15 protein-coding genes are annotated in these 15186 nt (G+C 34.3%); 6 read left to right on the top strand and 9 right to left on the bottom strand.

Features of this window, described 5'->3' with window-relative positions:
• Positions 1–10: 10 nt before the first annotated feature.
• Positions 11–946 (top strand): bile acid:sodium symporter family protein, encoded by a 936-nt coding sequence (locus VPHSUH08_RS00390; protein ID WP_008713926.1) that lies wholly within the window; start codon positions 11–13, stop codon positions 944–946.
• A 60-nt stretch (positions 947–1006) separates the two neighbouring features.
• On the opposite strand, the gene lexA is transcribed toward VPHSUH08_RS00390, so the two are convergent.
• Positions 1007–1678, bottom strand: coding sequence for a transcriptional repressor LexA (gene lexA, locus VPHSUH08_RS00385; RefSeq protein WP_008600953.1), 672 nt, complete (start codon positions 1676–1678; stop codon positions 1007–1009).
• Between the two features lie 254 nt (positions 1679–1932).
• On the opposite strand from lexA, the gene VPHSUH08_RS00380 reads away from it, so the two are divergent.
• Positions 1933–2241 (top strand): LysM domain-containing protein, encoded by a 309-nt coding sequence (locus VPHSUH08_RS00380; RefSeq protein ID WP_105086501.1) that lies wholly within the window; start codon positions 1933–1935, stop codon positions 2239–2241.
• Between the two features lie 123 nt (positions 2242–2364).
• On the opposite strand, the gene VPHSUH08_RS00375 is transcribed toward VPHSUH08_RS00380, so the two are convergent.
• Positions 2365–3375 carry a site-specific integrase gene (locus VPHSUH08_RS00375; protein ID WP_105086500.1) on the bottom strand — a complete coding sequence of 337 codons (1011 nt, stop codon included), beginning with the start codon at positions 3373–3375 and terminating at the stop codon, positions 2365–2367.
• A gap of 106 nt (positions 3376–3481) precedes the next feature.
• Between VPHSUH08_RS00375 and VPHSUH08_RS00370 the strand changes: the two genes are divergently transcribed.
• Together VPHSUH08_RS00370 and VPHSUH08_RS00365 are read left to right on the top strand one after the other, a co-directional pair.
• Entirely contained in the window at positions 3482–4828 is a 1347-nt protein-coding gene (locus tag VPHSUH08_RS00370; protein WP_105086499.1) for a VanW family protein, read from the top strand.
• Between the two features lie 193 nt (positions 4829–5021).
• Positions 5022–5639, top strand: coding sequence for a phosphatase PAP2 family protein (locus VPHSUH08_RS00365; protein ID WP_008600961.1), 618 nt, complete (start codon positions 5022–5024; stop codon positions 5637–5639).
• A 172-nt stretch (positions 5640–5811) separates the two neighbouring features.
• Here the strand turns inward: VPHSUH08_RS00365 and VPHSUH08_RS00360 are convergent, their stop codons facing one another.
• A complete protein-coding gene (locus VPHSUH08_RS00360; protein ID WP_105086498.1) occupies positions 5812–7113 on the bottom strand; it encodes a hypothetical protein in 1302 nt (433 codons plus the stop codon).
• Positions 7114–7323: 210 nt separating this feature from the next.
• Here VPHSUH08_RS00360 and VPHSUH08_RS09535 point away from each other — a divergent pair, with 210 nt between their 5' ends.
• Positions 7324–7473 carry a hypothetical protein gene (locus VPHSUH08_RS09535; RefSeq protein ID WP_004695850.1) on the top strand — a complete coding sequence of 50 codons (150 nt, stop codon included), beginning with the start codon at positions 7324–7326 and terminating at the stop codon, positions 7471–7473.
• Between the two features lie 107 nt (positions 7474–7580).
• Here VPHSUH08_RS09535 and VPHSUH08_RS00355 read toward each other — a convergent pair whose 3' ends face one another.
• From VPHSUH08_RS00355 to VPHSUH08_RS00345, 3 genes are all read right to left on the bottom strand, one after another.
• Positions 7581–8324 carry a DUF4241 domain-containing protein gene (locus tag VPHSUH08_RS00355; protein ID WP_004697361.1) on the bottom strand — a complete coding sequence of 248 codons (744 nt, stop codon included), beginning with the start codon at positions 8322–8324 and terminating at the stop codon, positions 7581–7583.
• Between the two features lies 1 nt (position 8325).
• Positions 8326–9234, bottom strand: coding sequence for an HAD family hydrolase (locus tag VPHSUH08_RS00350; RefSeq protein WP_004697132.1), 909 nt, complete (start codon positions 9232–9234; stop codon positions 8326–8328).
• Between the two features lie 140 nt (positions 9235–9374).
• Complete coding sequence (locus VPHSUH08_RS00345; protein WP_105086497.1) at positions 9375–10313, bottom strand: DUF1848 domain-containing protein; 939 nt, start codon at positions 10311–10313, stop codon at positions 9375–9377.
• A 149-nt stretch (positions 10314–10462) separates the two neighbouring features.
• On the opposite strand from VPHSUH08_RS00345, the gene VPHSUH08_RS00340 reads away from it, so the two are divergent.
• Positions 10463–11212, top strand: a complete 750-nt coding sequence (locus tag VPHSUH08_RS00340; RefSeq protein WP_004697068.1) for a class I SAM-dependent methyltransferase — start codon at positions 10463–10465, stop codon at positions 11210–11212.
• A 70-nt stretch (positions 11213–11282) separates the two neighbouring features.
• Here the strand turns inward: VPHSUH08_RS00340 and VPHSUH08_RS00335 are convergent, their stop codons facing one another.
• The 3 genes from VPHSUH08_RS00335 to mtnA all read right to left on the bottom strand — a co-directional run bounded on the left by VPHSUH08_RS00335 (position 11283) and on the right by mtnA (position 15175).
• Positions 11283–12572, bottom strand: a complete 1290-nt coding sequence (locus VPHSUH08_RS00335; protein WP_004697167.1) for an amidohydrolase — start codon at positions 12570–12572, stop codon at positions 11283–11285.
• Positions 12573–12690: 118 nt separating this feature from the next.
• The gene (locus tag VPHSUH08_RS00330; protein ID WP_004697218.1) at positions 12691–13935 is read right to left on the bottom strand and encodes an adenosylhomocysteinase; all 1245 of its coding nucleotides are present in this window, start codon (positions 13933–13935) and stop codon (positions 12691–12693) included.
• Positions 13936–14110: 175 nt separating this feature from the next.
• A complete protein-coding gene (gene mtnA / locus VPHSUH08_RS00325) occupies positions 14111–15175 on the bottom strand; it encodes an S-methyl-5-thioribose-1-phosphate isomerase (protein ID WP_004697241.1) in 1065 nt (354 codons plus the stop codon).
• Positions 15176–15186 lie beyond the last annotated feature (11 nt).

Here is a 15186-nt window from a genome sequence, read left to right as displayed (position 1 = left end):
GAGAGAGGTTATGAATCATTTACTTACACTCAACAACGTTCTTTCCAAATACTTGATTTTTATAATCCTCGGCTTTTCATGCATTGCCTATATAGTACCAGAATACTTTACTTGGGCAATCGCTTATACACCTTTTTTACTTGGTATAGCCATGTTTGGAATGGGGCTTACTATTAAGTTTGAAAGCTTATGTAGTATCCTTAGGCATCCAAAAGATATTTGTATTGGTGTACTTGCACAATATACGATAATGCCTCTATTAGCTTGGGGAATTTGCCATATATTCACATTATCACCAGATATTGTTATTGGTGTAATATTAGTAGGTTGTTGTCCTGGTGGAACAGCCAGTAATGTTATAACCTATATTGCCAATGGTGATGTCCCTTTATCTGTAGGAATGACAATTACTTCAACATTAATAGCTCCCATAGTTACACCATTATTAATCTTATATATCGGTGGCGCATGGGTAGATGTTCAAGTTCTACCTATGATGATTACTATGGTAAAAGTTATTATTGTGCCAATCTTATTGGGCGCAGTAATCCAATATGTATGTAAATCACATATCAATACTTTAACCAGCATTAGTCCGATTTTCTCAATGATTGCTATTATACTGTTAATAGCAGCCATTATTGCTATCAACAAAGATAAACTATTGATTTCTGGGCTTGAAACACTTATTGTTGTTGGTATACATAATATACTAGGTCTACTACTAGGATTAGGTGTAGGAGCACTGCTTAAATTAAGATATGATAAAACTACAGCGCTAGCAATAGAGGTAGGAATGCAAAATAGTGGTTTAGCCGTAACATTGGCAGCAACAAATTTTGCATTAAATCCATTAGCAACGCTAGTAGGGGCTATTTTTAGTGTATGGCATAATATATCAGGTGCTATTTTTGCTACTCTACGGAGAGAAAATAGTTTACATTAAAAATAAACTTTTTACATGCAACAAAAAAACGGCAACAATATGTTGCCGTTTTTTTGTTGCTTATATTCTATCTCGTACAAGACCGATTACAAGGCCCTCAATATGACAATCATCTACAATGATTGGATCAAAGTCATCATTTTCAGGTTGCAAACGAATGTGACCATTTTCTTTATAAAAACGTTTTACTGTAGCTTCATCATCAATACGAGCAACAACAACATCGCCGTTATTAGCAGTATTTTGATGCCGCACGATGAGCATATCACCTTCATACATACCTATATTCATCATAGATTCGCCTTGAACACGTAATAAGAAACAGTCAGAATCACCAGTCAATTGAACTGGCAATGTAAGCGTGGACTCTAGGTTTTCTACTGCAGTAATAGGCATACCTGCTTGTACAGTGCCGATAAGAGGTACTTGTTTAAGTCCAGCACCTAAAAACTCAAAGTTATCAGAGCTAGACGTTTCATTACCGGCTACTGAAATAGAAGGTTTAGTATCTTCTAATACAGTAATAGCACGATTTTTATTGGGATCACGTTTAATATAACCAAATTTTTCTAAAGTATTTAAGTGAGATTGAACGGTGGAAGTAGAACTTAGCCCTACATGTGTACAGATTTCACGAACTGTAGGACAACGATATTCATTATGTAATGAATCTTTTATAAATTCTAATATACGGCGCTGTTTTGTATTGATATCTGTAGCAGGGCGTCTCATGATAAACCTCCAAAGCCAATCTAAGGTCAAAATAGTATCAATATATCTATGAGTAAAAATTACCACATAATGTACTATATAATAAAAATATAAGATATTTACTTAACTTATATACCTATTATAGGCAATTTTAAAATTTTTTGCAAACATTTGTTCTAAAACACTTGACCGAACATTCGTTCGTGTGCTATTATAAGCATGTAAACAAACAAATGTTCTCAGATATTATGTTCGATATAAATGTGAGGTATGAGATGAAAAATATATTGATGATGGTAGGAATGTGCTTAACAGTATTATTTGGTTATAATATGTCAAATCCTGCAACAGAGGTAAATACACATAATGTACGTGAAGTAAAGGTTCAAGTAGGCGATACAATGTGGGATATTGCAGCACGTACAGCTCATAAAGATATGGATGTTCGTGAAATGGTATATACCATGAAGGAACTTAACAATATTAGTGATTCTGGTGCTCTTGTACCTGGTACGGTTTTAAAAGTACCAACAAAGAAATCTGATAGTCCAGTTAGAGCTTTGGACTATGTGGCTCAAAACTAAATATATATGGGTTAATCCCACGCAAAAAAGCAGCTACTCTAACAGAGATAGCTGCTTTTTGTTATCTAATGTATGTTATTAAACGATTTATAGTTATTGTCTAAATCAACTGATTTATGATTGTTATCTAAATCGTTTTTCAAAGATCGTTGAAATAGGATTATCTACAAATTTGTTTGCCTCATTAATGTAACGACGAACCATATTTACACTATGATGACGGGTTTGACGCATAATATTACGCTCCTCAACACCATAAGCTGCTGCAGTCGTTGCAAAGCCATGACGTAAACTATGAGCGCCATACATAGTCGGATCTAGACCAATAAGAGAAATATATTTTTTTACGATTTCTGAAATCATCTTATCGGATATAGCTGTTTTACGTAAAGACATATTTTTTGTAAACCCTCTAAATACAGGTCCCTCAGTAATACCAGAAGCACGTAACCATTGTTGTAAGGCTCGTACTGCATCTAACGGAGAACCAGATAAATGTGGGATAGCTACCACTGCACCTTGACCTTCTTGGTCGGCCTTAGAGGATGCTACAAAGATTTCAACACCTTGTGGTGAAAATTGAAGATTTTCTACTGTAATAGCTGCAATCTCACTGCGCCGGAAAGCACCCATAAAGCCAATCAAAAGAATAGCTTTATCGCGCAATAATTGAAGTTCCGGTACATCTAGCTTAGTCATACAGTCTATAATATCTTCAATATCTTCTAATAAAACTGGGGTTTTTCCTTGTTGGAATGTTCCTTTTAATCGTCTAATACCACGTAAGGCCTGTTTAACGATAGGAGCCATACATGGATTATCTCTTTGGCCAGAAGCATTAAAATTTTCAGATATAGCACTAATACGACGTGAAATTGTATTTGCCTTTGCATAATCTGCTAGATCGTTAATATAATTTACTATTGTTTCTGGTGTAGCTGGAAAATAAGATACCTTTTGATAAGTACACCAATCTACGAAATCGTCCCAATCCGATTCGTAAGCATCAACAGTATTCTCAGCCTTAGATAACAATATGCTTTGTTTTGCTTTCATAGACAACTTTGTACTATTCATAAGCGCATCATTATTGCGCAAATAAAAATGCTTTTGTTGTTTCTTAGACTCTGACATAATTCACCCTTACCCATAAAATATTAATATAATTGTACCATAGATTAGATCTTTATATGCTATAATTAGAGAATATAATAAATAATTCGGGAGCGTTTACGAATACATGACGAAGAAATACATATTAGTAGGAACAGTACTTGTTCTTTTGGGTACAAGTGGTTGCTCATACATTCCAACAGAAAATATTTCTTATGGTGTATATTATAATGATACAGATCTATCAAATACACCAAAGAACGAATTACAAGCACGTTTACAAGAGGTGAATGATAAGATACCTCAGACTATATCTATCGATATGGGAAATAATAAAAAACAACAGGCCACATATCATGATTTAGGTATTCAATTCGATACAGAGGCTATGGTAAAAGCTATTTCCACATACGGCTATGAGGATGATATGTGGACAGTATTGTCACATAGATTTAATGGTTTATTTTATGGTCATCATTTTAAACCACAATATAAGTTAGACGAAGTAAAAGGCAAAACATATCTCACTGAGTTAGCAAAAACAATAGATACACCTGGTCATGATGCCTATCTTACTGTTGAAAATGGACAAGTAGTAATACATCCGTCAAAAGAAGGCAAACGTATTGATATCGATGCTACCTTGAAAAAGCTAAAAGATGATCTACAGATTAGCGATAGTATAAATTCTCTTTCTATGGTATTTACTACGCAGAATACGGTAAAAGTTACTGATACTGATCTAAAACCTTTAAATACTGTATTAGCATCTTTCACAACGGAGTATAATCCAAGTAATGAAAGCAGAACACATAATATCCAATTAGCTTCTGATAAGATAAATGGTACACTCATTAAGCCCGGTGCACAATTCTCTTTTAACGATGTTGTAGGCGAACGTACTGCAGAAGCTGGCTATGATGATGCGCCTGTTATGATTGATGGCAAATTAGTTCCAGGCATTGGTGGCGGTATTTGCCAAGTAAGTTCTACTATTTTTAATACAGCTTTATTATCTGGTATGAATATTGTTGAACGTACACCTCATTTTGAACCAGTTGGATATATTCAAGCTGGTAGAGATGCTACGGTAGCTTGGGGCTATTTAGACTTTAAGTTTAGAAATCCGTACCAACATTCTATTTATATCTTAAGTGTTATGAATAATGGTACGTTAACTATTTACATTATAGGTACAGCTGAAGATAAACCAAAAAATGTATCTATCTCTGTAGGCGATTATGGTGAGATTCCAAATAAAACAATAACTAAGGTAGATCCATCTTTAAAAGAAAAAGAGGTACAAGAGGGCCATGTAGGCTTAAAAATGAATACGTATAGAACCATTACATATGGTAACTGGGTTACTCAAACTGATTCCTTTGAGTCTGTATATGACCCTGTAGATACAATTATTACAATGCCTGCAACACCTGAAGTGCCACCTAAGAAAACAGATAAAAAGAAATCATAACTATAGCTTTTATGAAATATAGCCTAAACTATTGACCATTGTATATAAATAGTTTAGGCTATTATTTGGGCTGTAAATGAGAAATCATTATATACGTAAATAAATTAGTATAGATTAATTATTAAAATAAAAAGCATAATAAGACATTCTCAATAATTATCATTTAGGTAAAAGTAGAATAGAAGAGGAATTTATGGACACAATTTTACAATTTGATCACTCTTTAATCTTCTATGTACATGAACATTTTGTATATAGTTTTTTAACACCAATTATGGCATTTATCTCAAAAATTACAAGCAATGGCGCATTATGGATTATAATAGCCTTATTATTAATGCTACAAAAAAAATATCGTGTTTTAGGCGTGGCAATTATTATTGCTTTAGGATTTGTATTTATAATTGGCGACCAAGGTTTAAAACCAAATGTAGCGAGATTAAGACCATTTGTTGATTTTCCAAATGTAACGGTGCCGTTGGAATCTGCACTACCAAAAGCTACAAGCTATTCATTCCCATCAGGTCATAGCTTTGGTTCATTTGCATCAGCCATGACTATTTACCTAGGCTTAGGCCAAATAGCACCTCAGAAGCGATATTTAGGGATTTTAGCATTATTAGGTTCAATAGTAGTAGCATTCTCTAGAGTTTACTTATTTGCACATTATCCAACAGATGTATTAACTGGTTTAGTATTAGGAATCATCGTAGGATTCATTGCCTGGAAGTTAGCAAGAATTGGTTGGAACTGGTGGACTAACCGTCATAATGATGTAGAATACGAACCATACACATTTAAACGTAAATAAGCAAAAAACTTGATGAAATAAAGGATTGGGCCATTTAGGCCCAATTTTCTTATATAAATTACTTCCGATAATATATCGTTATCGGAAGTAATTTGTGTTCAAAACAAAAACTAGCCTATAAGTCTATAAGCTAGTTTATTTTAGTTAATCAAAATAATCAGTAAAAAATTAATTATTTATCATATGAATCTATTTCTTTTATATATTCCGCTAACTCAGGTTCATCAATAGTAACTTTATCAAACTTAGGTTCAATAATTATATTACCGTTATAATCCATTAGGCCATATTTCCCTTTAGATTTATAAACAAATAAAGCTTTATAAAATGATGTTATATCGTCATCATAATGTGGTAATTTAAATAATTTATAACCTGAGTTTGTATCAATTACATATTTTATTTTATCATAAGTTGCTGTAGTAACTTTATTTAATACATAATTAGGCTTTGATGTATCTATACTATCAAAAACATCAGCATAAAATACACCTGAACTAGCATTAAAAATACTATTACCATATGAATCTTTCAAAATAAAGCTACGATCACTTAATCTTTCATAAGAATAGTTATTCGTAGCAACTATAGTTTGATCTAATGAGTCTACAATACCATACCTATTATTTTCATCAGTCACAACAAAGTACTTAAACTCTTTACCTAAATGTTTTATAGATTTATATTTAGGAGGAATAACGATTATATTATCCTTTGTCTTCATACCATATAAAGTATTACCTTTATCATCTACTTCTGAAAATAAATCATAAACATCTGATGGAGCTCTACTATAAAAATTCTCATCAGAATATGAATCACCTCCCACACCATCATTATTACGTATTTCTATATAATCATTACTGTTAATAAGGTCTATAGCTTCATCAACACTAAGTAAAACACCATTTTCTGTAAGATATTTTGTATAATCATCTATAGTATATAATTTATAAAGATATTTTTTATCTTTTCTAGACCAATATTTGGTAATACTCTCTTTGATACTTCTAATAGGACTATCAATAATTGGATTGCCGCTTACTCTATTATATACATACCAATATTCTCCTTTTTTACCTAATATTATAGTATCACTTAAATCATCATAATCAGTAATAACATCATTAATAGCATATGTACCATCTAAGTTTAATAATTTAAAGCCCCCATTAGTGAAAGCTTTAGCAAATTTATAATAGAACTCATATTCATACCCTACTGGTAAATAGGCTAGTTCAACTAAATTTACATATCGTTTTTGACCATTTTCATAAAATGATCCATATACATAGTTATTATTATATCCTTTTATATACTCCACATGTAAGTTATCATATGGGCCCAATATCCATTGTCCTTTTTCATCAACAATGGTATTGCCAGTTTGGGATTCTAATGTAATATATTCTTTTGCAGCTATTATATTACATGCAACCAATGCTATTGCAAAGCTTAATATAAACTTTCTCATAAAGCACTCCATTACACAACACATCAATAGTTGATTTCATATTAACATATTTATATTCTTTAAATAAACTATACTTTTCATATTCTTAATTATTCTATATGCCAATAAAGTATTATTATTACATAAAATTTATATTGAATTTTTTAGAATCAGATTGTAAAATAGTAATATAAATTATCTGATTTACTCATACTCTTATGGAGGAATTTTATGTGCTGGTGTGATATTGTAAGTAAAGCCAAAATTGGCGGTTTAAAACATTTAGGAAATGGCATGGAGAGTTCTTTAAGATTTCTTGCTGAAATGGTTGTTGGTTTAAGTATTATTCGCGTGTTAGTTAACTGGGTTTTTGGTATCTAATTTCTCAGATGAATATAAACATATTAATAGGCGCTTAGTTATCTAAGCGCCTTATTTTTATATATTTTGATTTATAAAATTAGTTCCTTAACTATACACCCAGTGTATTATTCATATGCTTCGCTACAATCAATGTATTCCATAATAATTTGACAGATTTGACCATCTTTATCAAATGCCCAGTATACTGGATATAAACCATCACCAAATCCAGATTGAATCATCGGTACTGTCAATTCTGTATCAGGAATTGTAAAGTTAATCCAATCACCTTTAGAACGTTGGTATTGTGGATAGGCCATAGCATTTAATTGGAATAAATCACTATAATAGTCATCGTATATATTTTTTTCAGGATAGTTTATATGCCATTGTTCATAAAACTTATTATATGTTTCAATTGTTTGTGCATCTACAATTGTAGCTAAACCCGAATCTACAGGAAATCCAATATAGGTATCTCCATCATCTAAATCGGTTAAGTCCTCTGTCCCTTTTAATGCTAATTCATAGTATACAGGCTCATTGCCACTAAAAACAACTCGACTAGCTACATAACGATACTCATTTGGTTCCATTTCAATTATCTTAGTCTCTAACAAATACGTACCTGGTGTTACCTGTCTAAGATATGTATCTGGTTTGCTTGGCAATGTTACTAGAGGATCACAACACGTAATATAACCTGTTGGAAAATTTACCGTCCACATAGGTAATGTGTGTAACGGAAATCCTTTTAACTCCTTTCGGTTAAATAAATCGTGATATGGTACGGTAGGTTTTAATTTACCTTCAGAACCTAATCTGTTAAAGGTTTGAATCCATTCGCTAGTTAATTTAGATTGTTCCATATTACTCCTCGGCTTCGTATTTACAATGAATATATTCGCCTTCTAATACTTCATAGGCTGCGGTTTTACGAATAATTTGCTTCACTAAGGTATCTAGTTTTGAACCATTAGAATAGTCTGCAGGTGCATAATAACGGATACGATGATGACGCATCATCTTATATACCTTTTCTTTATCCTTCTTAAATGGATCATAAACACCTATAGAATGACCTCCATTAGCGTTCACAAGACTCATACAAGGAATATCTGTATCGCTATCCCCAATATAAATCATGTTACGGAACGGCACACGTTGATTTTCAGGCTTAATGTAATCATTAACACCAGTATCATTAATATCGAGAATTCCTTTTTGAATGCGGAACAAAAATTGTGTCTTATTCGTATAGTTAATGGCTTGTGCGGGCCAAACAGCTACACCTTTATCATCGAACATAAATGCACTGGCATAGATTTTGGTGAAAGCCCCCTCTTTTGCCATTTCAGTGCCTTCGATCATTTCTTTTAAGCCAGACGAAATAATATAATGTTCAATCTTAACGCCTTGTTCTAAGCCATATTGACAAATGCGTTCAAACCAAGTCCGTACCCCTTCGTATAATTCTACTTGATTGCCGTATTCCATGAGCTTATCTTTTGTTACATAGAAATGGCCTACTGCTTCTTGAATCATTTTGTACATATAGGCTAAGTTATTATCCATATCATGTTTTTTAGCCAATTGATTTGATTCATGCCAAAATTGTTTGATTTGCTCTTCGTTATAGCCTACCGATTGAATAAAACCTTGTGCCTGCATATCGTCAGGGGTTAATGTCTTATCAAAGTCATAACACATTGCTAACACGGGCATAGACGAGTCAGGTGATAGTAAATTATCTTTACTATCTTTCTTATACGTTATCATAAATGCACCTCCTTTTAAACTAAACAAAAAATACATTTACACTCTCTTATATTCCTGAGATACCTGCTTGACAACCCCTTTGGTATCTATTTTACACGATAAGTCAATTCATTTAATTTAGTAATTCCTCGTAATTCTCTCTAAAATAAGCTATCCTGTGTTACAGTTTCTTTTACAATCCAGCTCTTTTCCGTACTTTCTTTGATAATTTCTCTTTTTGAAAGTCTTCCAATAAGTAAACTAGAATTTGGATCATGATGTAAACGATTATATCGAACTACTGCTTGATTAGTATTAGCATAACAATAACGGCAAAAGTGGCTACAGCTATCATAGGCACCAATATCACCATGTAAATAACAATTACATTCTAATCGTGCTGGTGTGCGTTTAGGTGCTTTTAATTTTATATTCCAGGCCCTCTCATAACAATCTAAGGTTAAACACCCCTCTGTATCAGCACCAAACTCTTTAAAGATATCCCTTTCTCCACAGGTTTTAAGATTCATATGATTGGAATGAGCTATGGAAACAAATTCTTTAATGATCTTAGTTTGAACATCTAAACTTGGTCTATATCCTTCTGGAAAATTCTGAGCCACCTTATCCAATATATCTAAAAAGCTAACAACAACTGTATCTGTATAACCTTTAAGGGCTTGAGCCATTTTGTAAAATCTTTCACAATGAAAATCAACAGTATATTCATTAGTTAAAATGATAGGATCATAGCGCCACACCATAGATTGAGAATTAAGCTGTTTAGAAATATGTTTAAACCCTTCTATAATAGACGCATAAGTTGGCACATAGGGTTCAATATCAGTTCCATAAGGCGTTATAGTCATATGCCAGTATTGTCTGTAATCAACAATTTCATTTAGTAGTGGAATAAACGGTAAAGGATTCTTTGTACAGAATGCAATACCATCTACCACTTCTTGATTAATTGGATACCGTGTCACCTGTAGGGGATTATAAGGGTTACGAACATCTACAAATCCTTCACGTATACGATTGATTAGCCATTGCCCATAAAAAGCAGGAATATCTGTACGTTGTCCAGTCTGTAATATCATAGCCCCTGCCCTTTCAGTAAAATAAAAACATAGGAGTATTATATCATATCTAATAGTAAGTATTTATGGAGTTAATGTGATTTTTGCTGTATAGTTCATTATTATTTTATGGTACTATACATACTATAGAATATGAGGAGAACTAAATTATGAATGATACTTTTGAACGCAACCATCCTATGAAGGATGATAAAGAATTTATTACAGCCTATTGGGCAGATCGATCTCACGATTTTGGCGCTTTACGTGCAAAAGAATTAGAAAGTCCCAAACTAAAATTATGGAGAGAAGAATTAACTTGTCATATATTTGATTCTGATAGATCTTTACGAATATTGGATATTGGATGTGGAGCCGGCTTTTTTAGTATTATACTATCTCAGCTTGGTCATACAGTGCATGGCATTGATATTACACCTAATATGATAGATGAGGCAAATCAACTAGCAGAGTCCCTCGATTGTGATGCAACCTTTTCTGTGATGGATGCAGAGAATCTAGGATTTGATACTAATACCTTTGATATCGTTGTGGCCAGAAATGTAACGTGGAATTTACCCCATCCTGACAAAGCCTATGCCGAATGGTTTCGCGTCATTCGCCCAGGCGGTTTGATTTTAAACTATGATGCGGAACATGCTCGTAATCATCATAATGTACCACAATCTGTTCATCATGCCCATGAACATGTAAGCAACGAATTAAAAGAACGGTGTCATACCATTTATCATATGCTCGACATTTCGTCTTATACACGACCTCAATGGGATAAAGAACTACTTACTAAATTAGGTGCTAGTTCTGTTACCATTGATCTAACTGTAGGTCCGCGTATTTACAATGAGGAAGACGAGTTTTATATTCCTGTACCCATGTTCTTGGTGAAAGCAATTAAATAAATCTATATAATATATAACACAAAACCCACTCTATGATTATCATGAGTGGGTTTTGTGTTTAGATTGACTGCTAATTACTAAAATATACCTGAGCTTTATCAATCTCTGCCCGTAGTTTTTCTTCATCAATTGTAAGCAGTTCTTTGTCTTTCATAAGAACTTTACCACCCACAATTGTAGTATTTACATCGGAGCTATTAGCAGAGTATACAAGAGCTGCTAAATCATTGTAACGAGGCATCCAGTGCATACCAGATACATCATATAGCACGATATCTGCACGATAGCCTTTATCTAATACACCAAGATCTGTATATCCCAATGCTTTTGCACCTTCTACAGTGCCCATGTTCCATGCGGCTTGAGCAGGAATAGCCTTTGGATCATAAAGACGTGCTTTATGTAATGTTGCTGCAAGACGTACTTCTTCAAGCATATCAGCATTATTATTAGAAGCGGAGCCATCTGTACCAAGACCAACCGTAATACCTTTGGCAATCATTTCAGGTACTGGTGCAATACCGCTAGCTAATTTTAAATTAGATTGTGGATTATGCGCTACGGCTACATTATTTTCAGACATAATAGCCATATCTTCGTCTGTCACATGAACGCAGTGTGCGGCTAAGGTAGTATTCCAGAATAAACCTAAATCATGCATATGCGCAATTGGTGTCTTACCAGTAGCTTTCATAACAGTCTCCACTTCTCCTTTTGTTTCGGACAAGTGCATATGAATACCACAATTTAATTCATGAGATAAGGCAATCACCTTTTCCATATAATCATCAGGGCAAGTATATGGTGCATGTGGTCCAAGCAATACTTTGATGCGGTCATTATCAAAGCCGTTCCAAGTGCGGAATAAGTCAGCATTTTCAACTAATGCTTGATCTGCTGTTGGGGATACACCGGCTAAGCCACGTGACAATACAGAGCGAATACCTGTTTCTTTTACCACCTCAGCAGTAGTATTCATAAAGAAATACATGTCGCTAAATGTAGTGGTACCAGTGCGCAACATTTCAGCAATACCGAGTTGTGTGCCGTACCGTACATAATCGTCATTTAATTTTGCTTCTGTTGGCCAAATAGCCGTTTCAAGCCATTCCATAAGCTCAAGATCATCTGCATAGTTTCTAAATAGACCCATCGCAATATGAGTATGTGTATTTACAAGACCTGGCGTAGCCAATTGACCTTTACCGTCTAGTACTTCCTTAGCAGAGACTTTTACCTTTTCAGCTTCACTATCGTTTAAAATAGCTGTAATATAACCATTATTAATTGCAATGGCATGATTTTTTAGAACCCCCTCATCGGTGAGGACGTCTACATGAGTAATCAATAAATCAGACATAGTCTTCCCTCATAGGTATAACCGAGCCATGATAGCTCGGTTATATTTGTTTAATTTGAAAGCTAGTATAGTTTAGATACAAAATGTATTACAGAAACCATTATATTTCAATACAGTATTAGTTTACTTTTGTTAGATAATCGATTTGTTCTTGTGTTAAAGAATCTAAGTCATAGCCCATGGAGTTCAACTTAAGTTTAGCGATTTCCACATCTAATTCATGAGGCAATACGTATACTTTTGGATCCATTTCTTTACCGTTTTTCAAGATATACTCTGCAGCAAGGGCTTGCATAGCAAATGACAAGTCCATAATTTCTGCAGGGTGACCATCGCCAGCTGCAAGGTTTACTAGACGGCCTTCAGCCAATACATAGAGTTTACGACCATCAGACATAGTATAGCCTTCGATGTTTTGGCGAACCCTTTCGTGGCTTACAGCAAGTTCAGTAAGATCAGAAACATTCACTTCGCAGTCAAAGTGACCAGCATTACATAAGATAGCTTTATCTTTCATCACTTTGTAATGCTCTTTTACAATAACATCTTTACAACCTGTTACAGTACAGAAGATATCCCCAACCTTAGCGGCTTCAATCATAGGCAATACTTTGAAGCCATCAAATACAGCCTCTATAGCTTTAATTGGATCTACTTCAGTTACATATACGTGTGCACCAAGGCCTTTTGCGCGCATCGCAACGCCTTTACCACACCAGCCATAACCAGCAACAACAACGTTCTTACCTGTTACAGTTAAGTTCGTAGTGCGCATGATACCATCCCAAACGGACTGACCTGTACCATAGCGATTATCGAAAAGATATTTACAGTAAGAGTCATTTACAGCAATCATAGGGAATGTTAATTGTTTAGCGTTCTCTAATGCATATAAACGATGTACACCTGTTGTAGTTTCTTCACTCCCCCCTAACAAACGTTCTTTTGCATCTTGTCGTGTAGTATGCAATAGATTTACTAAATCACCACCATCATCAATGATAATATGTGGTTTATGATCAAGTGCTTTATGGAGAAAGTTAAAATATTCTTCATCAGTACAATCGTACCAAGCATATACAGTAATGCCCATATCTACAAGACCTGCAGCTACATCGTCTTGTGTAGACAACGGATTGGAGCCCGTTACAATTACATCTGCACCACCGCGTTTTAATACAGTCGCAAGGTATGCTGTTTTTGCTTCCAAGTGAACACTAACAACAATTGTTTGGCCTTTGAAAGTTTGTTCTGCTTCAAAACGGTCACCTAATGTGTTTAATGTAGGCATAAAGTTAGAAACCCAATCAATTTTTTTGCGACCTTCTGTTGCTAAATTTATGTCTCTAATTAAAGATTGCATAATATCTCCTTTTACTCATACAAGTAGATACAATAAAATAAATAGTTGATAGTAAATCTACTTAGATTTATTGATATTATATAATGTTGTTAATATCGTTGTAGATACTTACTTATATAGATAATATATTGCTTATATTTTGAATGCTTAATAAGCTAATCATTAAGATAATAGATTATTTAGATTCTACAATCTGGCGTAGCTTACCGATTGATTCTTCATAATTTGGAGTCAATACTCCCTCTTCGGTGATAATCGCTGTTACAAGTTCATGAGGTGTTACATCAAATGCAGGATTAAGTACATCAATACCACTAGGGGCTGTTTGAACACCGTGTAAAGCGGTTACTTCATCATCGTTACGCATCTCAATAGGAATATCGCTACCATTTTCCAAAGTAAAATCAAATGTACTATAAGGAGCGGCTACATAAAACGGAATATTGTGGAATTTAGCTAGTACAGCCACACCATAGGTACCAATCTTATTGGCTACATCCCCTTTTGTAGTGATGCGGTCAGCACCGACGATAACGGCATCAATTAATCCATGTTGCATCGCATAGGCTGCCATATTATCTGTTTCAAGAGTAATAGGAATACCATCCTCGTAAAGTTCAAAGGCTGTGAGTCGAGCACCTTGTAATAATGGACGTGTTTCATCAGCATACACGCGTTCCAGTTGTCCATTTTCATGTAATTTACGAACAACACCAAGTGCTGTTCCTAGACCACCTGTAGCTAGTGCACCCGCATTACAATGAGTTAAGATGCGAATATTCTTTTTACCTTCAAATAATGTAGCCCCTGCTTCGGCCATACGTCTATTCAAAGACACATCTTCTTCGTGAATGATAATAGCCTCTTTTGTAATGAGGTCTACTACTTCACTCATTGAGGACATACTGTCAACATTAGTTTTCACAAGAGAAATGACACGATCTACAGCCCAAGCTAAGTTGATTGCCGTAGGGCGAGTTTCTTTTAAGATCTCACTAAACTCATATAAGCTTGTAAGTTGTTCACTAAATGGCGCCTCTAAACGTCCTGCTTCCATAGCAGCTAAAATGAGACCATAACTAGCAGCTACGCCAATAGCAGGTGCGCCACGAACGCGAAGCATTTTAATAGCTTCGGCCACTTGGCGCCAATCTGTACAGTGAACGTATGTAATTTCAGTAGGCAATTTAGTTTGATCTAATAGTACCAGCGTATCTTTACGCCATTCAATATTAATCATAACTTCTCCTT

The organism is Veillonella sp. S13054-11 (assembly GCF_002959795.1).
Classification (GTDB): Bacteria; Bacillota; Negativicutes; order Veillonellales; family Veillonellaceae; genus Veillonella; species Veillonella parvula_E.
The sequence above is the reverse complement of the archived record's forward strand: the minus strand, read 5'-3'. Positions and strand labels throughout refer to the sequence as shown.

Bases quoted from the DNA above. Each gene is read 5' to 3' on its own strand.
- VPHSUH08_RS00345 (WP_105086497.1), bottom strand. From the start codon at position 10,313: ATGATATTACAGACTGGACAACGTACAGATATTCCTGCTTTTTATGGG.
- VPHSUH08_RS00370 (WP_105086499.1), top strand. From the start codon at position 3,482: ATGACGAAGAAATACATATTAGTAGGAACAGTACTTGTTCTTTTGGGT.
- VPHSUH08_RS00390 (WP_008713926.1), top strand. From the start codon at position 11: ATGAATCATTTACTTACACTCAACAACGTTCTTTCCAAATACTTGATT.
- VPHSUH08_RS00335 (WP_004697167.1), bottom strand. From the start codon at position 12,572: ATGTCTGATTTATTGATTACTCATGTAGACGTCCTCACCGATGAGGGG.
- VPHSUH08_RS09535 (WP_004695850.1), top strand. From the start codon at position 7,324: ATGTGCTGGTGTGATATTGTAAGTAAAGCCAAAATTGGCGGTTTAAAA.
- mtnA (WP_004697241.1), bottom strand. From the start codon at position 15,175: ATGATTAATATTGAATGGCGTAAAGATACGCTGGTACTATTAGATCAA.
- VPHSUH08_RS00330 (WP_004697218.1), bottom strand. From the start codon at position 13,935: ATGCAATCTTTAATTAGAGACATAAATTTAGCAACAGAAGGTCGCAAA.
- VPHSUH08_RS00365 (WP_008600961.1), top strand. From the start codon at position 5,022: ATGGACACAATTTTACAATTTGATCACTCTTTAATCTTCTATGTACAT.
- lexA (WP_008600953.1), bottom strand. From the start codon at position 1,678: ATGAGACGCCCTGCTACAGATATCAATACAAAACAGCGCCGTATATTA.
- VPHSUH08_RS00360 (WP_105086498.1), bottom strand. From the start codon at position 7,113: ATGAGAAAGTTTATATTAAGCTTTGCAATAGCATTGGTTGCATGTAAT.
- VPHSUH08_RS00350 (WP_004697132.1), bottom strand. From the start codon at position 9,234: ATGATAACGTATAAGAAAGATAGTAAAGATAATTTACTATCACCTGAC.
- VPHSUH08_RS00355 (WP_004697361.1), bottom strand. From the start codon at position 8,324: ATGGAACAATCTAAATTAACTAGCGAATGGATTCAAACCTTTAACAGA.
- VPHSUH08_RS00380 (WP_105086501.1), top strand. From the start codon at position 1,933: ATGAAAAATATATTGATGATGGTAGGAATGTGCTTAACAGTATTATTT.
- VPHSUH08_RS00375 (WP_105086500.1), bottom strand. From the start codon at position 3,375: ATGTCAGAGTCTAAGAAACAACAAAAGCATTTTTATTTGCGCAATAAT.
- VPHSUH08_RS00340 (WP_004697068.1), top strand. From the start codon at position 10,463: ATGAATGATACTTTTGAACGCAACCATCCTATGAAGGATGATAAAGAA.